Origin of the sequence: Pyxidicoccus fallax, assembly GCF_012933655.1 — a bacterium.
In the GTDB taxonomy this organism is placed as follows: domain Bacteria; phylum Myxococcota; class Myxococcia; order Myxococcales; family Myxococcaceae; genus Myxococcus; species Myxococcus fallax.
In genome coordinates this window covers 35,435-59,374 of sequence record NZ_JABBJJ010000033.1, presented here as the reverse complement: position 1 = coordinate 59,374, position 23,940 = coordinate 35,435, and the positions used below count along the sequence as shown (strand labels likewise).

Here is a 23,940-nt window from a genome sequence, read left to right as displayed (position 1 = left end):
GGCCTGGGGGGCGGCGGCGGGGGCCTTCCCCGAGGCAGAGCCCTCCGGGCGAGCCTCGGACGGCGCCTCCTGGTGCGTCACCCAATAGAGGCGCCCGAAGGCGATCAACGCTACCACCATCAGCAACAGTGTCCGGAGCGGGAAGCGGCGCAAGAGCAAACTCCTTGATTCCAACCGGGACCGGGGGTTATCAGCCCCCCCGGGTTCCATCCGCAATAGTTACGGAGGCGTGCGTGGCTGAGACGTTCGACGTGGTGATCATCGGTTCGGGCCCTGGCGGCTACGTGGGTGCCATCCGCGCCGGTCAGCTCGGGCTGAAGACGGCCATCATCGAGAAGGACAAGCGGCTGGGCGGCACCTGCCTCCACCGCGGCTGCATCCCCACCAAGTCCCTCCTGTGGACCGCGGAGCTGTTCCACCACGTCAAGGAGGCCGGCACCTTCGGCATCGACGTGGCCAGCCCGACCATCAACTGGGCCAACGCCATGGCCCACAAGAACAAGGTGGTGTCCAAGGGCGCGGGCGGCATCGACTTCCTGATGAAGAAGAACAAGGTGACCGTCATCAAGGGCCACGGCCGCATCGCCGGCAAGGGCAAGGTGGAGGTCACCGCCGAGGACGGTTCCAAGCAGGTGCTGGAGGCGAAGAACATCATCATCGCCACCGGCTCGGTGCCCAAGTCCCTGCCCAACGTCGCCGTGGACCACAAGCGGGTGATGAACAGCGACTCCATCCTGGAGATCGACCGCATCCCCAAGAGCATCATCGTCCTGGGCGCCGGCGCGGTGGGCTGCGAGTTCGCCTCCGTCTTCAACCACGTGGGCAGCAAGACCTCCATCGTGGAGTACATGCCCGCGCTGCTCCCCATCGAGGACGCGGACATCTCCAAGGAGCTGGAGAAGATCTTCCGCCGCCGCGGCATCGACGTGCACACCGGCTCCGCGGTGGAGAAGGTGGAGCACACGGCGGACGGCGTGCGCGTCACCATGAAGGTGGGCAACGAGACCAAGACGCTGGAGGCCGAGCTGCTCCTGTCCGCGGTGGGCCGCGCGCCCGTCACCGACAGCGTGGGCCTGGACAAGACGAACATCCAGACCGAGCGCGGCTTCATCAAGGTGGACTCGATGATGCGCACCACCGAGCCCAACGTGTACGCGGTGGGCGACGTCATCCCCACGCCCATGCTGGCGCACATGGCCAGCGCCGAGTGCGTGGTGGCGGTGGAGCACATCGCCGGGAAGAACCCGCAGCCCATCAACTACGACCTGACCCCGTCGGCCACGTACTGCTACCCCGAGGTCGCCTCGGTGGGCCTGACGGAGAAGAAGGCCAAGGAGCGCGGCTACGACGTGAAGTTCACCATCGCCCCCTTCGGCGCGGTGACCAAGTCGGCCATCTCCAACGAGTCCATCGGGATGATCAAGGTCATCTCCGACAAGAAGTACGACGAGGTGCTGGGCGTGCACCTCATCGGCCCGCACGCCACCGAGCTGCTGGCCGAGGCGTGCGTCGCGCTGAAGCTGGAGATCACCACCGAGGAGCTGGCGGGCACCATCCACGCGCACCCCACGCTCTCGGAGATCATGCACGAGGGCGCCGAGGCCACGCTGGGCCACCCGCGCCACTTCTAGTCTCGCGCCTCGCTTCCCCGGGCTCACTCGCATGAGCCCGCTCAGGCCGTCCCGGGCTCCATGCCCGCGGGCGGCCTGTCCATTTCCGGGGGCACGTGCACCGGCACGTCCAGCAGCTCCGCCAGGTCGAACGCGTCCAGCAGCGCGTGCCCGTGCAAATCATTGTTGAAGTACACCCACGCGGTGTGCCCGCGCGCGCGCCAGGCCTTCAAGTCACGCGCCGCGGGCTTCAGGGCCTCGCGCCCGTAGCGCCCGGCGTAGCGGGTGCTCGCGCCGCCGTGGAAGCGCACGTAGCGGAAGGGGGCGGTGGGCTTCGGTGCGGGCTCCGGGGCCTGGACGAGGTCGTGCTCGCACAGCGCGGCGCGGTGGCGGCGGAGCACCTCCAGCACCTCCGGGTGGTACCAGGCGGGGTGGCGGAACTCGATGACCTGCTGCACGCCGCGAGGCTGCGCGGCGAGGAACCGGTCCAGCCGCTCCGGGTCCGGCTTCGTCATGTGGGGCGGCAGCTGCCAGAGGACGGGGCCCAGCTTCCGGCCCAGCCGCAGCACCGGGGTGTAGTACCGCTCCAGGCCCTGCCCCACATCGGTGAGCTTCTTCATGTGGGTAAGGAAGCGGCTGCCCTTGCAGGCGAAGAGGAAGCCCGGCGGCACCGCGTCTCGCCAGCAGTCCACCGCCTCCACGGTGGGCAACCGGTAGAAGGTGGCGTTGAGCTCCACGGTGGTGAAGACCCGCGCATACCGGGGCAGCCAGCGGCTGGCTGGCAGCCCGGTGGGGTAGAGCAGTCCCTTCCAGTGTTTGTAGACGTACCCGCTGGTCCCCAAGTGGATGGCGGCCATGCCTTCAGCCTGGGCATCCGGGCGTGGCGGTGCCTGCCCCGCCTGGGCTGCCTGCCCGCCGCGAGGGCATTAGTAGGGAGACGACAACACGGAAGCGGCTGGCAGGGGGTGACGCCTCGCGTTAGAGGCTTCCCCTTGAACGTCTTCCGCCCAAACCATAGAAGGCCCGCGACCCATGGCGACTCCCGACCGGTTCCCTCTTCCCCAGGTGACTGAGACCACCCGCAAGCCGGAATGGCTGAAGGTGCGCCTGCCGCATGGCGAGGGGTACGAGCGGGTCAAATCCATCGTGAAGCGCACGAAGCTGGCCACGGTGTGCGAGGAGGCCCGCTGCCCGAACATCGCCGAGTGCTGGGGTGGTGGCACCGCCACGGTGATGCTGATGGGCGAGGTGTGCACCCGCGCCTGCCGCTTCTGCCACGTGAAGGTGGGCGCGCCGCCGCCGCTGGATCCGATGGAGCCCATCCACCTGGCCCAGGCCGTGAAGGAGATGAGCCTGGAGTACATCGTCGTCACGTCGGTGAACCGTGACGACCGGCCGGACGGGGGCGCCAGCCACTTCGCGTCCGCCATCCGCGAGCTGCGCAAGGAGAGCCCGAAGACCATCGTCGAGGTGCTCATCCCCGACTTCAAGGGCGTGGAGAAGGACCTGGCCACGGTGGCCGAGGCGAAGCCGCACGTGGTGGCCCACAACGTGGAGACGGTGGAGCGCCTCACCCCCACCGTGCGCGATCGCCGCGCCAACTACCGCCAGTCGCTGCGCGTGCTGGAGTACCTGAAGAACCGCCCCGAGGGCATCTACACCAAGACGTCCATCATGGTGGGCCTGGGCGAGACGGACGCGGAGCTGGAGCAGACCTTCAAGGACCTGCGCGACGTGGGCGTGGACGTGCTGACGCTGGGCCAGTACCTCCAGCCGTCGCAGTACCACCTGCGCGTGGAGCGCTTCGTCACGCCCGCGCAGTTCGAGGCGTACAAGACGCTGGCCGAGTCCTACGGCTTCCTCTACGTCGCGTCGGGTCCGCTTGTCCGCTCCAGCTACCGCGCGGCCGAGTTCTTCATGAAGGGCCTGATGGAGCGCGAGCGCCTCGAGCGCCTCGGCTAGCCGGGCCATGGCCACCCTGACCCTCGTCCAGGCCATCCACGACGCGCTGCGCACGGCGATGCGCGCGGACGCCCGTGTCGTGGTGCTGGGCGAGGACGTGGGGCGGCTGGGCGGCGTGTTCCGCGCCACCCTCGGGCTGCACGAGGAGTTCGGCCCCGAGCGCGTCATCGACACGCCGCTGGCCGAGGGCGGAATCGTTGGCGCGGCCATCGGCATGGCGCTGTACGGCCTCAGGCCCGTGCCCGAAATCCAGTTCGCGGACTTCATCTACCCGGCGTTCGACCAGATCGTGAACGAGCTGGCGAAGCTGCGCTACCGCTCCGGCGGCGAGTACCCGTGCCCCGTCGTCATCCGCGCGCCGTACGGCGGCGGGGTGAAGGGCGGGCACTACCACTCGCAGAGCCCGGAAGCGCTGTTCATCCACACCGCGGGCCTGAAGGTCGTGGTGCCCTCCACGCCGTATGACGCCAAGGGCCTGCTGCTCTCGGCGCTGCGGCAGGAGGACCCGGTCCTCTTCCTGGAGCCCAAGCGCCTGTACCGCGCCGCGAAGGGCGAGGTGCCCGAGGGCGACTACACCGTGCCGCTGGAGTCGGCCGCCGTGCGCCGCGAGGGCACGGACGTCACGGTGGTGGCCTGGGGCGCCATGGTGCCGGAGGCCCTGGAGGCGGCGGAGTCCGCGGCGCACGCGGGCATCTCGTGTGAAGTGGTGGACCTTCGCACGCTGTGGCCGGTGGACATCACCACGCTGGAGGCGAGCGCCCGGAAGACGGGCCGGGTGGTGGTGGTCCACGAGGCCGCGCGCACCTGTGGCTTCGGCGCGGAGGTGGCGGCCCTGCTGCAGGAGCGCTGCTTCGTGCACCTGGCGGCGCCCGTGAAGCGGGTGACGGGCTGGGACACGCCGTTCCCCTACGCGCTGGAACAGCAGTACCTCCCGCTGGCCCCCCGCATCCTCGCCGGCGTGGACGAGACTTTTCGATTCGTGGCTTGACCTACACCCCATCCCTCCCGGAAAGACGACGACCCCATGGCGACTTTCGAATTCAAGCTCCCCGACCTCGGTGAAGGCGTGATGGAGGGCGAGCTGGTGAAGTGGCACGTGAAGGAAGGCGACACGGTCAAGGAAGACCAGGTGCTCGCCGAGGTCATGACGGACAAGGCCACCGTCACCGTCCCCAGCCCCAAGGCGGGCCGTGTCGTGAAGACACACGGCAAGGAAGGCGACATGGCCAAGGTGCACCAGCTGCTGGTCACCCTGGAGATTGAAGGCGCGGCGCCCGCGCAGGCCGCCGGTCATGGCGCGCACGGCGCGGCGGCGGCGCCCGTCTCCGCTCCGGCGGCTGCCGCGGCTCCGGCCGCTGCCGCCGCGGCGAGCAACGGCGCTCCGGCCTCCGCCACCAAGGTGCTGGCCACGCCGGTGACGCGCCGCATGGCGCGCGAGCACGGGCTGGACCTGTCGGCCATCGCGGGCAGCGGTCCGCAGGGGCGGGTGACGAAGGCGGACGTCATGGCGGCGCTGGAGGGCGGCGCGCAGAAGAACGTGGTGGCGCCCGCGGCCCCGCAGCAGGCGCGTCCCGCGGCGCCTCCGGTGGCCTCCGGCCGCGCGGACGAGCGGATTCCGCTGCGCGGGCTGCGCAAGAAGATCGCCGAGAAGATGGTGCGCTCGAAGTTCACGATGCCGCACTTCGCCTTCGTGGAGGAGGTGGACGCCACGGAGCTCGTCGCCCTGCGCGCGCGGCTCAACGCGCAGCTGGCGGCGGCGGGTGACAAGACGAAGCTCAACTACCTGCCGTTCATCATCAAGGCCACCATCGCGGCGCTGAAGAAGTTCCCGCACCTCAACGCCAACTTCGACGAGGCCACGCAGGAGCTGGTGGTGCGCGGCGAGTACAACATCGGCATGGCGGTGGCGACGCCGGACGGCCTCACCGTGGCGGTGGTGAAGGACGCGGACCGGCTGACGCTGGGCCAGCTGGCGCAGGAGACGGCCCGCCTGGGCGCCGCCGCGCGCGAGCGGAAGCTGAAGATGGAGGAGCTGACCGGCGGCACCTTCACGATTACGTCGCTCGGCCAGAGCGGCGGCCTGTTCGCCACGCCCATCATCAACCACCCCGAGGTGGGCATCATGGGCGTGCACAAGCTGAAGCAGCGCCCGGCGGTGAAGGACGGCCAGGTGGTGGTGCGCGACATGATGAACCTGTCGCTGTCCTGCGACCATCGCGTCATCGACGGCTCCGTCGCGGCGGACTTCGTCTACGAGGTCATCAAGTACCTGGAGAAGCCGGACCTGCTGTTCCTGGCCATGTCGTGAGGTGAGCGTCATGGCGGCCCCGCTCGCGAAAGAGGAGGCCGAGGCCGGTGCGCTGTCGCCCGAGGCGCTCGTCGCGCTCTACCGGGCGATGGCGCGCATCCGCGTGGTGGACGAGCGGATGGCCACGCTGCAGCGGGCGGGGCGCGTGGGTTTCTACGGCGTGTGCACGGGGCAGGAGGCCGCGTGCATCGGCAGCGCGGCGGCCCTGCGTCCCAGCGACTGGGTGTTCCCCGCGCTGCGCGAGGGCGCCGCCATGCTGCTGCGCGGCTTCCCGCTGGTGACGTACCTGGCGCAGTGCTTCGGCAACGCGGGCGACGTGGGCCGGGGGCGACAGATGCCCTCGCACCAGGCGGGGCGCTCGGTGAATCAGGTGAGCTGGTCGTCGTGCATCGGCAACCAGCTCCCGCAGGCGGTGGGCGCCGCGTGGGCCGCGAAGCTCCAGCGCGAGGACACGGTGGTGCTGGCCTACCTGGGCGACGGCGCCACCTCCACGGGTGACTTCCACACGGCGCTCAACTTCGCTGGCGTGGCGCGGGTGCCGGTGGTGTTCGTGTGCCAGAACAACCAGTGGTCCATCTCCGTGCCCTTCCGCGCGCAGACGGCCACCGCCACCGTGGCGGAGAAGGCCGCCGCCTACGGGATGCCGGGCGTGAAGGTGGACGGCAACGACGTGGAGGCCGTGTACGCGGCCACCGCCGTCGCCGTGGCCCGCGCGCGGCGAGGGGAGGGGCCCACGCTCATCGAAGCGGAGACGTACCGCGTGGGGGCGCACTCGTCGGCGGACGACCCGTCGCGCTACCGCGAGGCGGCGGAGGTGGAGCGGTGGCGGGCGAAGGACCCGCTGGTGCGCACCCGGGCGCGGCTGGAAGCGGCGGGGCTCTGGGATGCCACACGGGAGGCCGCGCTCCTGGACGAGCTGTCGGCGGAGGTGGCCGCCGCGATTCACGAAGCCGAGGCGACGCCCCCGGTACAGGCGGAGTCGATGTTCGAGGGCGTGTATGCCCGGCTGCCCTGGCACCTGGCCGAGCAGCGCTCGGAGCTGCTCTCCGTCCTGGGGAGCCGCGCGCCGGTGCCGCGAGACGATTAGGCTCTGTCGCGTATGTCCGACAACCCACGCGACCTGCTCCGCGCCGCCCAGTCCGCCGAGATTCAGGGGGACGTCCAGCGCGCGGTGGAGTGCCTCCAGAAGGCGGCGGAAATCTACCGGAAGGCGGGCAACACGCAGCGCGCGCTGCAGCTCCTGCGACATGCGCGGAAGTTGGACGGCAGCCGGCAGGACCTCGCGGAAGAGATGAACCGGCTGGAGTGGATGCCGGAGACGCGGAGTGCCCGCCCGAGGCACGAGGATGCCGAGGAGGCACGGCTAGACTCGGAGCTGGAGCGCTCGCTGGACGCGGAGCCCCTGCGGGAGCGGGTGCACAGGCAGCAGCTCATCGAGGACGCGCTGCGCGAGGCCGGCATGGCCGCGGACCGGGAGAAGGAGCCGGGCAGCGAGGTCAAGACGTGGGTCATCGAGACCGAGGTGGTGGAGGACCTGCAGCGGCTGGAGGCCCAGCTCGCGCGCGTCGCCACGTCGGTGGATGTGACGGAGGTGGCCCGTGAGGCTGGAGCCGGGCTGCCTCCCGTGGAGGCCATGAAGGCGGCTGCGTCGGTGGATGCGTCCGAGCCGCCGCTGTCCAGGCCGAGCATGAGCGCGGTCGCGCCGGAGCGGCTTTCGGTCTTCGAGCGCGGGACAGACGCGCTGGGACTTCGCGAGGAGGGGCAGGGGAGCTCGGACGCCCTTTCCGAGGACACCGCGCCCCGGCGCCGCCGCGAGAAGCGCCTCATCGACCGGGGCCCCACGCGCGCGGACGCGTCGCTGGATGCGTGGTGCTCCTTCTGCTGCCGCCCCCGCGCGGAGGTGGGTGACCTCGTCGCCGGCCCCGCTGGCGCCTTCATCTGCAAGGGCTGCCTGTCCGAGTCGTTCTCCCTCCTGGGCGAAGTCACCCCGGTAGCGTCAGCCACGCGCCCGCGTCCCACGGAGCTTCCCGGTGCATTCATGGAGCTGGTCGGCCAGACTGAGGCCCGTGAGCTGCTCGACAGCGCGCTCCAGGCCGGCGCGCGCTGCCTGCTCACCGTGGGCCCCGAGGGCTGCGGCAAGAGCATCTGGTTCCAGCAGCTCCAGCGGGAGGGCAGGGGCGTGCTCGTCTCCCTCTCCGCGCTGGAGCAGGCTCCCGCGTCGCAGCCGCTCCTCCTCGAGGACGTGGACCGCCTGGACGCCACCGCCCACGCGGCACTCGCCGCCTTCCTGGACCGGTCCCCACGGCACACCGTCATCCTCAGCGCGCGCGGCCTCTGCCCGGACGCCCGAGGCCCCGTGCTGCGCAATGACTCGGGCCGAGTGCCGGTGCCCACCACGGACGCGCTGAGCCGCGCTGTGAACGACACCCTGCCCGTGAGACTGCTGGAGCACGTGCAGGTGCTCCTGCCGCTGCATACCCCCAAGCGGGCCGACTACGTGGAGATCGCCCGGCGCCGGCTGGCCCTGCGCGAGCCGGCGGTCTCCCTCGCCGAGGACGTGCTCGCCACCTTCGCCGCGGAGGCCGAGCGCTCACCGCGCGCTGGCCATGAGCTGCACGCCCTGCTCAACCGGGTGCCCGCGGGCACGTGGAGCCTGGAGCCCAAGGCGAAGCCCGCTCCCACGCGCAAGGGCCGGAGGAAGGGGAGCCCGTGAACAGCATCACCGTCTACCGGCTCGGCCGGGTGGAGTACGAGGACGGCCTGGAGCTGATGCGCCTGTTCAGCGAGTCCCGCCGCCAGGGCCTGTCCGGCGACGTGCTGCTGCTCCTGGAGCACCCGCCCGTCCTCACGCTGGGCCGCGCCGCGAAGCGCGAGAACATCGTCGCCACCGACGAGCGCCTCGCCTCCGAGGGCGTCGAGGTCTTCGAGACCAACCGCGGTGGCGACGTGACGTACCACGGCCCCGGCCAGCTCGTGGGCTACCCCCTCTTCCTGCTCCCGAAGGAGCGCCACGACGTGCGCCGCTACGTGCGCGACGTGGAGCGCTCCATCATGCAAGTGCTCGCCCGCTGGGGCATCACCGCCGGCCCCATCCCCAAGTGGCCCGGCGTGTGGATTGGCGAGGAGGGCGCCCCGGACACGCGGAAGGTCGCCGCCATCGGCGTGCACCTCTCCCGCTGGCTCACCACGCACGGCTTCGCGCTCAACGTGAACACGCGCCTGGAGCACTTCCAGCTCATCGTCCCCTGCGGCATCCGCGAGGCCGGCGTCACCTCCATGCAGCGCGAGCTGGGCCGCCCCGTCCCCATGGCCGAGGTGGAGGACGCCATCGCCGACAGCTTCTGCGCCGTCTTCGACAGCCAGCGCGTGGACGCGCCCGCGCCCATGCGGACGGTGAGCGTCGCGGTGGTGCGCGGCCACGGCCCGGAGGCGCGCGTGCTGCTCGTGCGCCGCACCCCTGCGCGCGGCGGCTTCTGGCAGGTCCTCACCGGCCGCCTGGAGCTCGGCGAGTCCCCGGCCCAGGCCGCCGCCCGCGAGCTGGAGGAGGAGACGGGGCTGCGCCTGACGCCCACGGACCTGCACTACCGCCACGCCTTCGCGCTGGGCAACATGCTGCCGCCGAAGCTGGTGGAGGAGAACGGCTTCGCCGTCCACTGCGCCCCGGACGCCGAGGTGCGCCTGGGCCCCGAGCACGACGCCTTCGAGTGGGTGGACGTCCCCACCGCCCTCCAGCGCCTGCCCTTCCGCGGCCTGCGCGAGACGGTGAAGCGCGCGGTGGCCGCGACTACGGCTTGAGGACCATGGACTCCTTGGCGGCAATCGCCTCGGGGCGGTGCTTGCGCACCTGACGCAGCAGCTTGTCCATGCCGGCGTCGTCTCGCGACGGGTCGTGGTGGAAGAGCACCAGCGTCTTCACCTCGGCCGCGTCCGCCGCGTGCACCGCCGCCTGCCACGTGGAGTGACCCCAGCCCGTGCGGGCCGGCCCGCCGCAGCGGCCGTGGTACTCGTCCTCCGTGTACATGGCGTCGTAGATGAGCAGGTCCGCCCCGCGCGCGAAGTCGAAGAAGCCCGAGTCCAGCGCGCTGCCGTGCTCTATGTCCGTGGCGTACACCACCGAGCGGCCCCCGCAGTCCACGCGGTAGCCCAGGTTGCCGCCCGGGTGGTTCAGCTCCAGCATCCGCACCGTCGCCGGGCCGACCTCCAGCGTCTCCGTCGTCGACAAATCCCGGTACGTCAGCTGCGCCCGGAACGTGCCCTCCGCCGTCACCGGGAAGTACGGCTGCACCATCTGCCCGCCGAGAATCTCCTTCAGCGTCTGCCCGTTGCGGGGCGAGCCATGCAGCGTGAAGGAGTTGGTGGGCACGAAGATGGGGCCGAAGAAGGGCAGCCCCTGCAGGTGGTCGTAGTGGTAGTGCGAGATGAAGATGGAGGCGCGCACCGGCTTCTTCGCCGCCAGCAGGGAGTCACCCAGCGCCCTCGCGCCCGAGCCCAGGTCGAAGATGAGCAGCTCGTCACCGCAGCGCAGCTCCACGCACGGCGTGTTGCCTCCGTAGCGCTTCGTCTGCGGGCCAGGGGAGGGGATGGAACCGCGCACTCCCCAGAAGCGCACCTCGAAAGGCACGCGGGCCTGATTGCGCGCGACGGCATTGCTCCGCCGCGCGGGCGGCTTCTCAGCCGGCCTTGGCTTCCGTGTCGTCGTCCTCGGCGAAGAGCTCAATCAGGTGCCCCGTACGCTCGCGCTTTGTCCTGAGGTAGTCGACGTTATGCGGATTGTGCTCCGTCCGGGAAGCGATTCGACGCCGGACGGGGATGCCCTCCTCCACCATGCCCGCGATCTTCAGCGGGTTGTTGGTGATGAGGTCCACCGAGCGTACGTCCAGGTTCCGCAGCATCTCCGCCGCGATGTCGTACGTGCGCAAATCGTCCGCGAAGCCCAGCTGCCTGTTGGCCTCGTAGGTGTCCAGGCCCTTGGACTGCAGGGCGTAGGCCTTGATCTTGTTCCCCAGCCCGATGCCCCGGCCCTCCTGGCGGAGGTACAGGACGACCCCCAGGCCCCCCTGGGTGATGAAGTCCAGCGCCCGGTCCAGCTGCTGGCGGCAGTCGCACTTGAGGCTGCCGAAGACCTCGCTCGTCAGGCACTCGGAGTGGATGCGCACCGGCACGCCCTCCATGCCCTGCACCTCGCCCACCACGAGCGCCACGTGCTCCCGCCCGTTGCGCTTGTCCCGGAAGACGATGGTCCGCAGCGGCCCCCGCTCGGTGGGCACGTCCGCCTCAGAGAACCGTTCCAGGTGCTGCGTGTGCTTTCGGGTCGGAAGAACCTGGGGTGCGCGAGTGTCCGACATTTCGTTCAATCTCCGGTGCAGGGTTCCCTCTTTGGAGTCCCCACGGTCGCAAGTCAAGGCAGCCTCAGTGCTTTTGAACGCTCTCGTAGCGCTAGGATGCACCGGCCGGTCGTACGTTCCTCAGGCCACCCAAGAGAGCGGAAGCAACTCCACGGGGTCCCCATGAGCCAGGCTGCTGGCCTCTCTGGGAAAGTGCAGCAGGTGCGTGGCCGTCGCAGCCGACCTCAGAACACCGGAAGTCTGGGTGGCCAGCGGACGTGCCCACAGCCCGCCCTCCCTCCAGGCGGCCGTGACGCGGACGAAGTGGGCCAGGCCGGCGGGCTTGGACAGGCGGCCGTCCAGGCGACCGGGCACCCGGCCGGGCTCCACGTCGGCGTGGCCCAACAGCCGGCGCAGGGCGGGGCGGACGAACAGCTCGAAGGTGACGAGCGACGAGGTGGGGTTGCCGGGCAGCCCGAAGAAGAGGGTGCCCGCGCGCCGGCCCACCACCAGCGGCTTGCCGGGCTTGATGGCCACGCGCCAGAAGTGCTGCTCCACACCCAGGGCCGCCAGCACCTCCTTCACGTAGTCCCGCTCGCCCACGGACACGCCGGCGCTGGTGAGCACCACGTCGAAGCCGTCCACCCGGGACAGGGCCGCCTCTACCGAATCGCGGGTGTCCCGGGCGATGCCCAGCAGCGTGGGCACCCCGCCCGCGCGCCGCACCGCCAGCGCCAGGGACGGGGCGTTGGTGTCCACGATGCGGCCCTGGGGCGCCTCGTCCGCGCGGCACAGCTCGTCGCCGGTGGAGAGGATGGCCACCCGGGGCGCCCGGGGCACCGGTACGGACGCCAGCCCCTGGGCCCACAACAGCCCCAGCTCGGGGATGCCCAGCGGGGTGCTCCGGGGCAGCAGCACCTGGCCCTCCCGCGCGTCCTCGCCGCGGGGGCGCACGAAGTTCCCCGGCCCCACCGGCTCCAGGATGTCCACCTGATCCACCCCGCCGTCGGGAACCGGCCGCGTGCGCTCGCGCATCACCACCGCGTCCGCCCCGGGCGGCAGGGGGGCTCCGGTCATGATCCGCGCGCACGTACCCGGCCCCACCTCCCGCTTCGGCGTCGCGCCCGCGTAGACGGTCTCCAGCACCGCCAGCCGCACCGGCGCGGGGCCCGCCAGGTCCGCGCTGCGCACCGCGTAACCGTCCATGGCCGAGTTGTCCCAGGGGGGCAGGGTGCGCTGCGCCGTCACGTCCTCGGCCAGCGCCCGGCCCAGGGCGGCCTCCAGGGGCACCCACTCGCCCGGCAGCGGAGAGGTCAGGGACAGCACCTGCGCTCGGGCCTCCTCGACGGACAGCAATGGGGCGGCGTCGTTCATGCCGGGGCTTATAGCCACCCGCCGCGCTCGCGGCTCGGGTGCGGTTCGCGGACAAACTCCGTGAGAAAATCAAGTGTTAGTTTGACAGCCCATCTGATCATCGTTACAAGCAACCGTGATCGCGAGGCTTGCCTGCCCCCTCGGGGCGGCCCGCCAACCCGTTGAAAGGACACGGGAACTCTCAAGGAGACTGCGTCGATGGCCAAGCCCAAGTCCGGGGCCAAGAAGACGACTCCCGCTGGCAAGGCTGGCGCAAAGCCCGCTGCGAAGAAGGACAACACCGCCCGGCTGGATCTGATCAAGAACGCCTCAAAGCGGGTGGCGAAAGTGGCGACGAAGCTGGTGAAGGTCGCGTCCGATGCGGCGAAGGGCGGTGCCAAGGCGGTGGCGAAGAAGGCCGCCGCCGAGAAGGCTCCCGCGGAGAAGCCCGCCGCGGAAAAGGCCCCTGCCGCGAAGAAGGCCGCTCCGGCCGCCAAGGCCGCCCCGGCTGGCAAGGCGGCCACGGGAGCCAAGGGCGGCGCGAAGGCGGGCGCCACCTTCACCCCTCCCGCCGTGGACAAGCCGCGCCCGCGCGCCACCAAGCTGCCGCCCCCGGGCGAGCCGCTCACCAAGCGGGAGATGGAGCAGCTGCTCACCGCCGGCGAGGGCCGCGGCGTCATGGGCGAGGGCAGCCTCAAGGGCCGCCTGGTGGTGACCAACGAGATGCCGCACCTGGTGGTCGTCGGCCGCGACAAGCGCGAGCTGACCTTCCTCCTCCAGGGGCCGGACCAGGAAATCCTCCCGGCCTACGTGGACCACAAGGTCTCCGTCAGCGGTCTCATCCGCAAGACGACCAACCACGGCGGCGTGGTGGACGTGCGCAAGTACTCGGCGAAGAAGCCCGAGGCCGAGGTGGTGGAGACGCCGCCCGCGGAGACCGAGCCACGGCTGCGCTACCTGTCGCCCGGCGAGGTCTCCATGGCGACGGCGGCCGGCATGGGCGCGGGCATCAAGGGCTTCGCCGCCGTCCGCGGCAACCTGGAGATGACGGGCGAGGAGTACGTGCTCGTCGTGTCCAACGGCGGCACCCGCCAGCAGGTGTCCTTCATCATCGAGGGCAAGGCCGCCGGCAAGGGCCTGCGCAAGCACGTGGGCCACACGCTGCAGGTCATGGGCGTGGTGGACAAGACGTCCGGCTGGGGCGGGCGCATCGCCGCGGAGAACGTGGAGCCCCGTCCGTCCGAGGCCCGCGCCGTGTCCCGCGACGAGATGGAGCTGGTCCACATCGAGGGCGAGGTGCCCACGTCCGTGGACGTGAAGCTCAACCACGGCCTCACCGTGCGGCTGCCGGAGCAACCCGGTTTCACCTGGGCCATCGAGCCCACGGTGGCCAAGCGCGTGGGCCTGCGCGAGGCCAACTTCGAGCCCGGCACCAACGAGGGGCCGGCCACCCGCGAGTTCTTCTTCACACCCCGCAACCCGGGCAATTTCGAGGTGGAGTTCTTCCTGGCCAAGGCCTTCTCGCCCAGCCAGGTGGACCGCTCCTTCAAGATCAACGTCACGGTCAAGCCCTGAGGGTCGCCGCCCGGAGCAGGCTCCGGGAAGCGGCCGGTCGGCGGGGGGTTCCCGTCCGGGCACTCCGGGCTTACCCGTTCCCGTAGCGGCCGAGCCGCGACCCTTCCCGTGAGCCTTTCTCCAGACCAACTCAGACAGATTCTCGCCGACGCGGACCACCCCCTGGGCATCAAGGAGCTCCTGCGTCTCGCGGGCCTGAATCCCGGCCAGCAGACGGAACTCAAGCGCACCCTGCGCGAGCTCGTGCGTCAGGGCCACATCCAGAAAGAGGGCAAGCGCTTCCTCCCCATGGAGGCCCCCGCGCCCTCCCGCCATGACGGCAATGGAGAGGACGCCCTCCCGCCGAGCCCCTGGCAGCAGCGCGGCCAGACGCCTGCTCGCTCGGAGTGGGTGCGGCCAGCGCGGGGCCCCCAGGGTCGCGAGCATGACTTCGGCCGGGGCCCGCGAGCTTCCGGTGGACCGGGCCCGCGCGCGCGGAGCCCGGAGCGACAGGGACGGGACTTCGGCCGCGGCGCGGACCGCTTCGGCCGGGGCCGGGAACGCCAGGGCCCGTTCGGCCGCGAGGCGCCGGGGAGGGACCGCTTCCGCCGGGGAGGCGGCGACGAGCGCTTCGGTTCGCGAGGCCGCCGCGGCGGCTTCGAGGGCGAGGCGCTGGACACGGTGGAGGGCATCCTCCACATGCACCGCGACGGCTACGGCTTCGTGCACCCGCTGACGGGGGACGGGGAGAACATCTTCCTGCCGCCGGGTGAGGCGCAGCGGGCGCTCGACAATGACCGGGTGGTGGTGGAGGTGTCGGGCCGGCCCGGCCGCTACGAGGGCCGGCTGGTGCGCGTGGTGGACCGCCGCCGCGAGCTGGCCGTGGGCACGTACGTGGAGCAGGGCCGCCACGCGCTGGTGTACCCCTCGGACAACAGCCTGCCGGGCCCCATCCGCGTGCCCTTCACGCAGATGGCGCAGGAAGGCGACCTGGTGAAGGTCCGGCTGGGCGTGGGCGCCCACCTGCTGGACCCGGACCGGGGGCTGTTCGGCGAGGTGGCCGGCTCGCTCGGCAAGCCCGGAGAGCCGAGCGCCGAGGTGCTCAGCTCCGCGTTCGCCCAGGGCTTCTCGGATGAGTTCCCTCCGGAGGCCATGGACGAGGCGGACCGCTACGAGGTGAGGGTGACGGAGGAGGAGGCGCGCGGCGAGGGCCGGCGAGACCTCCGCTCGATGCCGCTCATCACCATCGACGGCGAGGACGCGCGCGACTTCGACGACGCCGTCTACGCGGAGTCCCACGGCGACGGGTGGCGGCTGGTGGTGGCCATCGCCGATGTGACGCACTACGTGCGGCGGGGCAGCGCGCTCGACGCGGAGGCGCTGCGGCGCGCCACGTCCGTGTACCTGCCCAACCGCGTGCTGCCCATGCTGCCGGAGCGGTTGAGCAACGGCATCTGCTCGCTGCGGCCCGAAGAGGACCGGCTGTGCATGGTGGCGGACATGACGTTCGACCGCCGCGGCCACCGGCGCACGTACGAGCTGTACCCGGCGGTGATGCGCAGCGCCGCGCGGTGCACGTACAACGAGGTGCAGGACGTCCTGGACGGCAAGGACGTGCCGCACCGCAACGCCTTCAAGCCGCACTTCGAGCAGCTGATGGCGCTGGCGCGCGCGCTGATGGCGATGCGCAAGGAGCGCGGCGCCATCGACTTCGACCTGCCCGAGCACAAGGTGCTGCTGGGCAAGGACGGCCTGCCCGAGCGCATGGAGAAGCGCGAGCGCAAGGACAGCCACCGGCTCATCGAGGAGTGCATGCTCGCCGCCAACGAGGCGGTGGCGCGCTTCTTCCAGGACGAGGGCCTGCCCACGGTGTACCGGTTCCACGGCGAGCCGGACCCGGAGAAGCTGGCCACCTTCGCCACGCTGGCGGAGGCGTATGGCTTCAAGCTGCGCTTCGAGGACGGGGTGCCGTCGAAGGAGCTGGACGCGTTCATCAGCCAGCTGGCGGGCCACCCGGAGCAGCGGGCGCTGAACCAGCTCCTGCTGCGCTCGATGATGCAGGCCGTCTACACCGCGTCGCGCGTGGGCCACTATGGCCTGGCGGCCGAGCACTACCTGCACTTCACCTCGCCGATTCGACGCTATCCGGACCTGCTGGTGCACCGGCTGTTGAAGGCGCACTGGGCGCGGCAGGGGAAGAAGCCGTCCGAGGCGATGCTGGAGCGCGAGGAGGCGCAGCTCGAGGACATGGCCATGCAGTGCTCCGAGCGGGAGCGCGCGGCCATGCAGGTGGAGCGCGAGGTGGTGTCCTTCTACGCGTGCCTGCTGATGAAGGACCGCGTGGGGGAGGAGTTCGCCGCGACGGTGGCGGCCATCACCGACTTCGGCTTCTTCGTCGAGCTGGACGAGGAGCACGTCGAGGGGCTGGTGAAGGCGGAGACGCTCGGCCCCGGCGGGAAGCTGGACAAGCAGACGCACGCGCTGGTGTACGCGAACGGGCGCAAGGTGCGCGTGGGGCAGAAGCTCCGTGTGCGGCTGGCGTCGGTGAACGTCACGGCGCGGAAGATGGACTTCGACGCGCTCCAGTTCGAGAACGAGGCGCCGCTGTCCCGCGCCGAGCAGGGCGGGCCGCGCCGGCATCAGCGGGCCTGGGAGGAAGAGGCGCCTCGCGGGCATGGCCGTGAGCGGGCGGGACGTCTCGGCCGCCGGGAGCGCGAGGCCGCCCGGGAGGGTGGGCGTCAGGAGCCCCAGCGCGCGGGTCCGCGCGGGCGCTTCGTGCGCGACGGGCGTCGCGAGGAGGCGGCTCCGGCGCGCGACGGCTCGCGGTTCCAGCGTCCGTGGCGCGAGGAAGAGACGAGGCGGCCCGGTCCGGCGCAGGCCGCGGGCAAGGGCGGTCCGAAGCGCCGGATGTTCGTGCGGCCCGAGACGCCCGCGTTCCGCCCGGCGGAAGGCGAGTCGTCCCCGGCGGCCGAGCAGGGCACGACCGCTCCGGCGCCGTGGCAGGCGGCGGGTGGAGCCACGGGTGACGAGGCCTCGCGGTCGCCGCATCCCGGGTTCGACCGCATCCGGGCGCTGGCCGCTCAGGGCAAGCGGGGCAGGGTGGAGCACCGCGGCCCGGCGCACGGCAAGTCGTCCGGACCGCACCGGCCCGAGGGTCCTGGCCCGAGGTTCCCCGCGCCGAGGCCGAGGCCCGAGCCCACCGAGGAGCGGACGTTCGAGCCCGAGTCGCGGGCCGAAGCGCCCGAGGCTCGCGCGGTGCCCGAGTCGCGGGCCGAAGCGCCTGAGACGCGCGCGATGCCCGAGCCGCGGGCCGTCGAGGCGGAGTCGAGGCCCGAGGCCCGCACGCGGCCCGTCGAGGCCGAGACCGTGCCGACCACGCCCGAGCACGTGAGCACCGCGGCCGAGCCGACTCCCGCCACGCGCGAGGAGGCCGGGGCGGCGCCCTCGAAGCGGGCCACGCGCAAGGCGGCCGCCCGGAAGAAGGCCGCAGCGAAGAAGAAGAGCGCGGCTCCGAGCAAGAAGGCCAAGGCAGCGAAGAAGGCGCCCAAGGCCAAGGCGGCGAAGAAGGCGCCCAAGGCCAAGGCGGCGAAGAAGGCGCCCAAGGCCAGTGCCAGGAAGACGCCGAAGGCGCGTGCCGCCAAGAGTGGGACGCGGAGCAAGACCCCGGCGCGCAAGAAGCGCTGAGTCCCGCGCTCCCGGCCGACGTGCGTACTTCGCGAGGCGGGCGGTCCCACCATGAGACGGGGCCGCGCGCCCGCGAGAGGCGGCCAGCCGGAATGGAACCTCCGTTCCGGCCTTCGCGCGACCGGCCGCATGCCGGAACGGAATCTCCATTCCGGGCTCCGTTCGGGAAGAGCTGCCTGGCTCCTGGGAAGTGGAACTTCCATTCCGGGCCCCTCGTGCGAAGGGCTGCCGGAGTCCGCCGGGCTGCAGCCATGCCGGAACGAAACGTTCGTTCCAACCTCTGCACCAATGGAACTTCGATTCCAGCCCCCTCGCGCGAGGAGCACCTGTGTCCGCCAAGCGGCCCTGCCGGAACGGAACTTCCGTTCCGGGCCTCGCGCGGGAAGGGCGGCCTGCCTCCGTCGGACCTCCATTCCTGCTACGCGAGAACGGGGCCGCGTCCCCATGTCCCCTTGCCACATGCACCGCGGCACTCCCGTGCGAAGCGGCTATGCTCCGCGCGCACCGCAAGGAGGCAACGTGGGACTCATCCGGCTCGTGGGAGTGATGCTCGCCGTCGCGGGCGGCATCTTGCTGTGGACGGGGCTGCGCGCGAGGGAGTCCCTCTCCGAGCGCGCCATGCAGGCCATCACCGGTCGCAACACCGAGGAGAACACGCTCTACGTCGCGGGCGGCGGCGCGGCGCTCGCGGGCGGCGTGCTGCTGGCCCTCTTCGGAGGCGGCCGCAAGCGGCGGTAGACGCGCCTACCGCCCGGGCAGCGAGCGCCCGGCCCACTTCACCGAGAAGACGAACAGGACACCCCGCGCGTCGAGCTTCCCCTCCGAGCGGAGCTGTTCGAAGAGTCGCTGTCCGCTCCGATGAGGGTCCTCCAGGTGCTCGCGCACGACGATGCGCAGCGGCACGTCCGTGGCGGACAGGAAGCGCTCCACGGCGGCCCGGACCCTCTCGGACCGCATGCCCTCGCGCAGGTCCGCCGCGATGGCCTCTCGGGCCCGCACCTCGTTGCCGTAGCTCGACCAGGCAACATAGGCACACAGCGCGCTCATCAGCAGGGGACAGAGCTCCACCACCGGCGGGGCCTCGTTCCCCGTGAGAACGAAGACCGCCAGCCCCAGGGCCCCCACCCCGAAGACTCCGAGCAGGATGGGAATCCCGAGCGGCGAGCCAACGCCGCCCGGGGTGTGGAATGGGAAGACCGCCATGCCGCGCCTCCGCGCGCAGGAGAGCCTACGCGTTCAGCGTCGCCGCATGGTGGCGCAGGTGGTCCTCCATGAACGTGGAGACGAAGTAATACCCGTGGTCGTACCCCTCGTGGATGCGCAGCTCGAGCGACTGGCCCACCGCCTCACAGGCCTCCCGCAGCAGCTCCGGCTTCAGCTGCTCCTGCAGGAACTTGTCGCTCGTCCCCTGGTCCACCAGGAGCTTCGGCAGGCGCGTCTTCGAGGCACGCAGCAGCTCGGTGGCGTCGTACTGGCGCCACGCCTCCGTGTCCTCACCCAGGTAGCCCCGGAACGCCTTCTGTCCCCACGGCACGCGCATGGGCGCGGCGATGGGCGCGAAGGCCGAGACGGAGCGGTAGCGCCCGGGGTTCCTCAGCGCGCACACCAGCGCGCCATGGCCTCCCATGGAGTGCCCGAAGATGCCCTCCCGGTCCGACCGCGCCGGGAAGTGCGTGGAGATGAGCGCCGGCAGCTCCTTCGTGACGTACGTGCCCATGCGGTAGCGCGAGGACCACGGCGCCTGCGTGGCGTCGAGGTAGAAGCCCGCGCCCACGCCGAAGTCCCAGGCATCGCTCTCTCCCGGGAAGCCCGCGCCGCGAGGGCTCGTGTCCGGAGCCACCAGCATCAGCCCCAGCTCCGAGGCCATGCGCTGCGCGCCGCCCTTGATGAGGAACGTGTCCTCCGTGCACGTGAGGCCCGCGAGGTAGTACAGCACGGGCACCTTGCGCTCACGGGCCTGCGGCGGGACGTAGACGCCGAAGCGCATCTCCCCGCCGCACGCCTCGGAGGCGTGGCGGTAGAAGCCCACCGTGCCGCCGAAGCAGCGGTGCTCGCTGATGAGCGAGGGAGCAGCCGTCATGAGTACTTCACCACGCTGCGAATGGACTCGCCCTTGTGCATCAGGTCGAAGCCCTTGTTGATGTCCTCCAGCGGCAGCGTGTGCGTAATCAGGTCGTCGACGTTGATCTTCCCCTCCATGTACCAGTCGACGATCTTGGGCACGTCCGTGCGGCCCCGCGCCCCGCCGAAGGCGCTGCCCTTCCACACGCGCCCGGTGACGAGCTGGAACGGCCGCGTGCTGATCTCCTGCCCCGCGCCGGCCACGCCGATGATGATGCTCTCGCCCCAGCCCCGGTGGCAGCACTCCAGCGCCTGCCGCATCGTCTTCACGTTGCCGATGCACTCGAAGCTGTAGTCCGCGCCGCCGCCCGTCAGGTTGACGAGGTACGGCACCAAATCCCCCTCCACCTCCTTCGGGTTGACGAAGTGGGTGAGGCCGAACTTCTCCGCCATGGCCTTGCGCGCGGGGTTGATGTCCACGCCGACAATCTGGTCCGCGCCCACCATGCGCGCCGCCTGCACCACGTTCAGCCCGATGCCGCCCAGGCCGAACACCACCACCTTGGCGCCCGCCTCCACCTTCGCCGTGTACACCACGGCGCCGATGCCCGTCGTCACGCCGCAGCCGATGTAGCAGACCTTGTCGAACGGGGCGTCCTCGCGAATCTTCGCGACGGCGATCTCCGGCAGCACCGTGTACTGCGCGAAGGTGGACGTGCCCATGTAGTGGTGCACCACCTCCTTGCCCAGCCGGAAGCGACTGGTGCCGTCCGGCATCAGCCCCTTGCCCTGAGTGGCGCGGATGGCCGTGCACAGGTTCGTCTTGCGCGACAGGCACGACTTACACTGGCGGCACTCGGGCGTGTACAGCGGGATGACGTGGTCTCCCTTCTTCACCGACGTCACGCCCGGGCCCACGTCCACGATGACGCCCGCGCCCTCGTGGCCGAGGATGGCGGGAAACAGCCCTTCGGGGTCCGCACCCGACAGCGTGAACTCATCCGTGTGGCAGATGCCGGTGGCCTTCAGCTCCACGAGCACCTCGCCCGCCTTCGGCCCCTCCAGGTGCACCGTCTCGATGCTCAGCGGCTTGCCCGCCGCGACCGCCACCGCTGCTCGGATGTCCATACAGCCTTCTCCCTGCGAGTTTGTTGAACGTCAAAGCGTAGGCCGTGCGCGGTGACGGAGGCAGGAAGAATTCTGCAAGGCTCGATGAGTCGACACTCACCTGGAGGTAAGTGCGATGCACCGTGAAAAAGCGAAGGGCCCGGCACCGGCTCGCGGTCCCAGGCCCTCGCGCGTACGGCGCTCGTGACGTGACGGTTACTGCTTGGTCGTCGCCTGCGCGCCGGCGGGGGCGGGGGCGGCGCCAGAGGCCTTGAGGGCCTTCTGGATCTCACCGAACTGCTTGTTCAGCTCGCCGATGCGGGCCTGGTACTCGTCGATGCGCTTCTGGTGCTCCTCGGCGCGGGTGTTCGCCTCGGCGACGATGGTCTTGTCCTTGGCGTTCTCCGCGGCCTCGGCCAGCGCCATCTCCTTCTGCTGCTGCTCGTACGCGATGAGGCGGGAGGTGACCACGCGCTTGTTGAGCACCGTGTTGGAGGAGTTGGCGTTGATGGCCAGCACCTGATCGTAATAGGTGAGCGCCTTCTCCAGGTCCGCCTTCACGATGGGGGCCGCCATGGAGCGGGCGCCGCCGCGCTGCGCGTAGATTTCGGCGATCCAACCCAGGGACGCCTCGTCCTTCGCGTCGAGCTTCAGCGCCTCGTTGAAGTACTTCTCGGCGTCCTCCAGGCTGGTCGCCATGTACATGCTGGCCAGCGTCCGGTAGAGCTCCGCCTTCTCGGCCGGCGTGGTCTTCATCTCCATCATCTTCATGACGGACTTGGAGGCCTCGTCCATCTCGCCGATCTGCATGTGGGCGAAGGCCTTCTTCTCCCAGACCTTCTCCTGCTTGGGGTCGGCCTCGAGCGAAAGGGCGTACGCGGCGGCCGCCTCCTTCCACTCCTTCTTGCTCATGTGGTCGCTGCCCTTGATGCGATGCGCCTTGGCGGCCTCCGCCTTCTCGTCCTTACAGCCGACAACGCCGCCCAGGGCGAGAACTCCGAGGACCAGACCGACCTTTCCGAGCCGCTTCATGTGCGTGAACCTTTCGCGCGGGTCCCAGGTGTTGCGCCCCAGGACCAATCTAGAACTGCCAGTGGAGAGCATCCGGCGGACCCACCCTCACGGGTCCTGATGGCGGCGGAGCATACCCGAAGTCCCTCGTCTGCCGCCGCTCGCTCGGGAGCCTGCCCCCCTGGTTTCCAGGCCCGGCCGCATGTCAGGCTTCCTCCTCCATGCGCTCTGGCCCATTGCCCGGTGTCTGACCGGCACGCCCACTCCCAGTGCGGATGCGGGGATCGGCTCCCCCGGCCCGATGTGGAGTACGTCGCCGGGGCAGGCCTTCCCCAGGGAGGACTTCACCTGGGACTGAGTCACGCGGCGGTTGCGGGCCGCTGCTAACGTGCGCGGCCCCTCACGACTGGAGGCCCGCGCCATGCCCGTCCTTCCCCGCCGCACCGTGCTCCAGGGACTCGTGCTCGCGGCCGCCGGCTGTGCCGCGCCGGCCACGTCCCGCCGCACGCCCGCGCCGCGTCCCGGGCCGGGGCTCCCGCTGGGCGCGCAGCTCGGAGACGCGCGCGCCGGGGCCGTGACGGTGTGGGGCAGGGCGGACCGGGCCGCGCGCCTGGTGGTGGAGTGGAGCGAGGACGCCCGCCTGTCGAAGGGCGTGCACCGCGTGGAGGGCCCGGCCTTGAGCGAGGCCTCCGACTTCACTGGCGTGGTGGACCTCACGGGGCTGCCGCCGGGGCGGGAGGTCCACGTGCGGGTGCTCGCGGAGGACGGAGGCCGCGCGGGCGAGGCGTGGCAGGGGCGCTTCGTCACGGCGCCCGACAGCGCGCGCGACCTCCACTTCACGTGGAGCGCGGACGTGTGCGGGCAGGGCTGGGGCATCAACCCCGAGTGGGGCGGCTACCGCGGCTATGGCGCCATGCGCGCGCTGCGTCCCGACTTCTTCCTGCACGTGGGCGACGCCATCTACGCGGACAACCCGCTGTTGCCCGAGGTGAAGCTCCCGGACGGCCGCGTGTGGCGCAACCGCGTCACCCCGGCCAAGTCGAAGGTGGCCGAGACGCTGGAGGAGCTGCGCGGCAACTTCGCCTACAACTTCCTGGACGAGGAGCTGCGCGCCTTCGCCCGCGAGGTGCCCATCGCGTACCAGTGGGACGACCACGAGGTGCGCAACAACTGGTACCCCGAGCGCAGCCTCGCGGATGACCCGCGCTACACGCAGGTGTCGGACGCGGGCGTGCTGGGTGCTCGGGCGCGGCAGGCCTTCTTCGAGTACGCCCCCGTGGGCGGCGCCGCGCGCGCCGAGGGCCGCATCCACCGCCAGCTCGCCTACGGCCCGCACCTGGACATCTTCATCCCCGACGTGCGCGCCTTCCGCGGGCCCAACACCATCAACCGCCAGGAGCGCCCCGGCGCGGAGTCCGTCTTCCTGGGCCGCGCGCAGCTCGACGGGCTCAAGGCGGCCCTGGCCGCGTCCACCGCGACGTGGAAGGTGATTGCCACCAGCATGCCCCTGGGGCTCATCGTCCCGGACGGCCCCCAGCACATGGAGGCGTGGGCCAACGGCCCCGGGGCGCCGCTGGGCCGCGAGCTGGAGTTGGCCGAGCTGCTGTCCTTCCTCAAGGCCCGGCGGGTGCGCAACGTGCTCTTCCTCACGGCGGACGTGCACTACCCGGCCGCGCACCACTACCACCCGGAGCGGGCGCGCTTCCGCGACTTCGACCCCTTCTGGGAGTTCGTCGCGGGGCCGCTGCACGCGGGCACCTTCGGCCCCAACCCGCTGGACGACACCTTCGGCCCCGAGGTGCGCTGGCACCGCCCCGCCACGGTGATGAACGCGGCCCCCTGGGACGGGCAGCAGTACTTCGGCAGCGTCCGCATCGACGGGAAGAGCGGAGCGCTCACCGTGGCCCTGCACGACCTGACGGGCGCGGCGCTCCACCGGGTGGAGCTGGAGCCCCAGGCCTGAGGG

At 71.1% G+C, this 23,940-nt stretch carries 19 protein-coding genes; 11 read left to right on the top strand and 8 right to left on the bottom strand.

Features of this window, described 5'->3' with window-relative positions; all coding sequences use genetic code 11:
• Nucleotides 1–233: 233 nt before the first annotated feature.
• A complete protein-coding gene (gene lpdA, locus HG543_RS09995; protein ID WP_169344477.1) occupies nt 234–1,631 on the top strand; it encodes a dihydrolipoyl dehydrogenase in 1,398 nt (465 codons plus the stop codon).
• 41 nt (nt 1,632–1,672) lie between these two features.
• Here the strand turns inward: lpdA and HG543_RS09990 are convergent, their stop codons facing one another.
• Nucleotides 1,673–2,467: a DUF72 domain-containing protein gene (locus HG543_RS09990; protein WP_169344476.1), complete on the bottom strand. Its 795-nt coding sequence runs from the start codon at nt 2,465–2,467 to the stop codon at nt 1,673–1,675.
• A 175-nt stretch (nt 2,468–2,642) separates the two neighbouring features.
• On the opposite strand from HG543_RS09990, the gene lipA reads away from it, so the two are divergent.
• The 6 genes from lipA to lipB are packed head-to-tail and all read left to right on the top strand — an operon-like array spanning nt 2,643 to nt 9,675.
• Nucleotides 2,643–3,572, top strand: coding sequence for a lipoyl synthase (gene lipA / locus HG543_RS09985; protein WP_169344475.1), 930 nt, complete (start codon nt 2,643–2,645; stop codon nt 3,570–3,572).
• 7 nt (nt 3,573–3,579) lie between these two features.
• Complete coding sequence (locus tag HG543_RS09980; RefSeq protein ID WP_169344474.1) at nt 3,580–4,560, top strand: alpha-ketoacid dehydrogenase subunit beta; 981 nt, start codon at nt 3,580–3,582, stop codon at nt 4,558–4,560.
• Between the two features lie 36 nt (nt 4,561–4,596).
• Nucleotides 4,597–5,880, top strand: coding sequence for a dihydrolipoamide acetyltransferase family protein (locus HG543_RS09975; RefSeq protein WP_169344473.1), 1,284 nt, complete (start codon nt 4,597–4,599; stop codon nt 5,878–5,880).
• Between the two features lie 10 nt (nt 5,881–5,890).
• The gene (locus HG543_RS09970) at nt 5,891–6,967 is read left to right on the top strand and encodes a thiamine pyrophosphate-dependent dehydrogenase E1 component subunit alpha (RefSeq protein ID WP_169344472.1); all 1,077 of its coding nucleotides are present in this window, start codon (nt 5,891–5,893) and stop codon (nt 6,965–6,967) included.
• A 12-nt stretch (nt 6,968–6,979) separates the two neighbouring features.
• A complete protein-coding gene (locus HG543_RS09965) occupies nt 6,980–8,593 on the top strand; it encodes a ClpX C4-type zinc finger protein (RefSeq protein ID WP_171818371.1) in 1,614 nt (537 codons plus the stop codon).
• Nucleotides 8,590–9,675 carry a lipoyl(octanoyl) transferase LipB gene (lipB, locus tag HG543_RS09960; protein WP_169344471.1) on the top strand — a complete coding sequence of 362 codons (1,086 nt, stop codon included), beginning with the start codon at nt 8,590–8,592 and terminating at the stop codon, nt 9,673–9,675. The genes HG543_RS09965 and lipB overlap by 4 nt, the downstream gene beginning before the upstream one ends.
• On the opposite strand, the gene HG543_RS09955 is transcribed toward lipB, so the two are convergent.
• From HG543_RS09955 to HG543_RS09945, 3 genes are all read right to left on the bottom strand, one after another.
• Nucleotides 9,665–10,501: an MBL fold metallo-hydrolase gene (locus HG543_RS09955; protein WP_169344470.1), complete on the bottom strand. Its 837-nt coding sequence runs from the start codon at nt 10,499–10,501 to the stop codon at nt 9,665–9,667. The genes lipB and HG543_RS09955 overlap by 11 nt on opposite strands.
• A 49-nt stretch (nt 10,502–10,550) precedes the next feature.
• Entirely contained in the window at nt 10,551–11,225 is a 675-nt protein-coding gene (gene ribA / locus HG543_RS09950) for a GTP cyclohydrolase II (RefSeq protein WP_169344469.1), read from the bottom strand.
• A 120-nt stretch (nt 11,226–11,345) separates the two neighbouring features.
• On the bottom strand, nt 11,346–12,578 hold the full coding sequence (locus HG543_RS09945; RefSeq protein ID WP_169344468.1) for a molybdopterin molybdotransferase MoeA: 1,233 nt from the start codon (nt 12,576–12,578) through the stop codon (nt 11,346–11,348).
• 198 nt (nt 12,579–12,776) lie between these two features.
• On the opposite strand from HG543_RS09945, the gene HG543_RS09940 reads away from it, so the two are divergent.
• The 3 genes from HG543_RS09940 to HG543_RS09930 all read left to right on the top strand — a co-directional run bounded on the left by HG543_RS09940 (nt 12,777) and on the right by HG543_RS09930 (nt 18,533).
• On the top strand, nt 12,777–14,132 hold the full coding sequence (locus HG543_RS09940) for a protease inhibitor I42 family protein (protein ID WP_169344467.1): 1,356 nt from the start codon (nt 12,777–12,779) through the stop codon (nt 14,130–14,132).
• A 108-nt stretch (nt 14,133–14,240) separates the two neighbouring features.
• Complete coding sequence (gene rnr / locus HG543_RS09935; RefSeq protein ID WP_169344466.1) at nt 14,241–17,795, top strand: ribonuclease R; 3,555 nt, start codon at nt 14,241–14,243, stop codon at nt 17,793–17,795.
• Nucleotides 17,796–18,314: 519 nt separating this feature from the next.
• On the top strand, nt 18,315–18,533 hold the full coding sequence (locus tag HG543_RS09930; protein ID WP_171817804.1) for a DUF3185 family protein: 219 nt from the start codon (nt 18,315–18,317) through the stop codon (nt 18,531–18,533).
• Between the two features lie 6 nt (nt 18,534–18,539).
• On the opposite strand, the gene HG543_RS09925 is transcribed toward HG543_RS09930, so the two are convergent.
• The 4 genes from HG543_RS09925 to HG543_RS09910 all read right to left on the bottom strand — a co-directional run bounded on the left by HG543_RS09925 (nt 18,540) and on the right by HG543_RS09910 (nt 21,995).
• On the bottom strand, nt 18,540–18,998 hold the full coding sequence (locus tag HG543_RS09925) for a hypothetical protein (RefSeq protein ID WP_169344465.1): 459 nt from the start codon (nt 18,996–18,998) through the stop codon (nt 18,540–18,542).
• A 25-nt stretch (nt 18,999–19,023) separates the two neighbouring features.
• Nucleotides 19,024–19,875, bottom strand: coding sequence for an S-formylglutathione hydrolase (gene fghA / locus HG543_RS09920; protein WP_169344464.1), 852 nt, complete (start codon nt 19,873–19,875; stop codon nt 19,024–19,026).
• The gene (locus HG543_RS09915; RefSeq protein WP_169344463.1) at nt 19,872–20,984 is read right to left on the bottom strand and encodes an S-(hydroxymethyl)glutathione dehydrogenase/class III alcohol dehydrogenase; all 1,113 of its coding nucleotides are present in this window, start codon (nt 20,982–20,984) and stop codon (nt 19,872–19,874) included. The genes fghA and HG543_RS09915 overlap by 4 nt, the downstream gene beginning before the upstream one ends.
• Before the next feature lie 195 nt (nt 20,985–21,179).
• On the bottom strand, nt 21,180–21,995 hold the full coding sequence (locus HG543_RS09910) for a tetratricopeptide repeat protein (protein WP_169344462.1): 816 nt from the start codon (nt 21,993–21,995) through the stop codon (nt 21,180–21,182).
• Nucleotides 21,996–22,395: 400 nt separating this feature from the next.
• Here HG543_RS09910 and HG543_RS09905 point away from each other — a divergent pair, with 400 nt between their 5' ends.
• Nucleotides 22,396–23,937 carry an alkaline phosphatase D family protein gene (locus tag HG543_RS09905; RefSeq protein WP_169344461.1) on the top strand — a complete coding sequence of 514 codons (1,542 nt, stop codon included), beginning with the start codon at nt 22,396–22,398 and terminating at the stop codon, nt 23,935–23,937.
• Nucleotides 23,938–23,940 lie beyond the last annotated feature (3 nt).

Excerpts from the sequence above, each read along its gene's own strand:
- HG543_RS09980 (WP_169344474.1), top strand. The coding sequence starts at position 3,580 with ATGGCCACCCTGACCCTCGTCCAGGCCATCCACGACGCGCTGCGCACG.
- HG543_RS09990 (WP_169344476.1), bottom strand. The coding sequence starts at position 2,467 with ATGGCCGCCATCCACTTGGGGACCAGCGGGTACGTCTACAAACACTGG.
- HG543_RS09975 (WP_169344473.1), top strand. The coding sequence starts at position 4,597 with ATGGCGACTTTCGAATTCAAGCTCCCCGACCTCGGTGAAGGCGTGATG.
- HG543_RS09915 (WP_169344463.1), bottom strand. The coding sequence starts at position 20,984 with ATGGACATCCGAGCAGCGGTGGCGGTCGCGGCGGGCAAGCCGCTGAGC.
- HG543_RS09965 (WP_171818371.1), top strand. The coding sequence starts at position 6,980 with ATGTCCGACAACCCACGCGACCTGCTCCGCGCCGCCCAGTCCGCCGAG.
- HG543_RS09905 (WP_169344461.1), top strand. The coding sequence starts at position 22,396 with ATGCCCGTCCTTCCCCGCCGCACCGTGCTCCAGGGACTCGTGCTCGCG.
- HG543_RS09940 (WP_169344467.1), top strand. The coding sequence starts at position 12,777 with ATGGCCAAGCCCAAGTCCGGGGCCAAGAAGACGACTCCCGCTGGCAAG.
- HG543_RS09925 (WP_169344465.1), bottom strand. The coding sequence starts at position 18,998 with ATGGCGGTCTTCCCATTCCACACCCCGGGCGGCGTTGGCTCGCCGCTC.
- lipA (WP_169344475.1), top strand. The coding sequence starts at position 2,643 with ATGGCGACTCCCGACCGGTTCCCTCTTCCCCAGGTGACTGAGACCACC.
- HG543_RS09910 (WP_169344462.1), bottom strand. The coding sequence starts at position 21,995 with ATGAAGCGGCTCGGAAAGGTCGGTCTGGTCCTCGGAGTTCTCGCCCTG.
- fghA (WP_169344464.1), bottom strand. The coding sequence starts at position 19,875 with ATGACGGCTGCTCCCTCGCTCATCAGCGAGCACCGCTGCTTCGGCGGC.
- HG543_RS09945 (WP_169344468.1), bottom strand. The coding sequence starts at position 12,578 with ATGAACGACGCCGCCCCATTGCTGTCCGTCGAGGAGGCCCGAGCGCAG.
- ribA (WP_169344469.1), bottom strand. The coding sequence starts at position 11,225 with ATGTCGGACACTCGCGCACCCCAGGTTCTTCCGACCCGAAAGCACACG.
- HG543_RS09970 (WP_169344472.1), top strand. The coding sequence starts at position 5,891 with ATGGCGGCCCCGCTCGCGAAAGAGGAGGCCGAGGCCGGTGCGCTGTCG.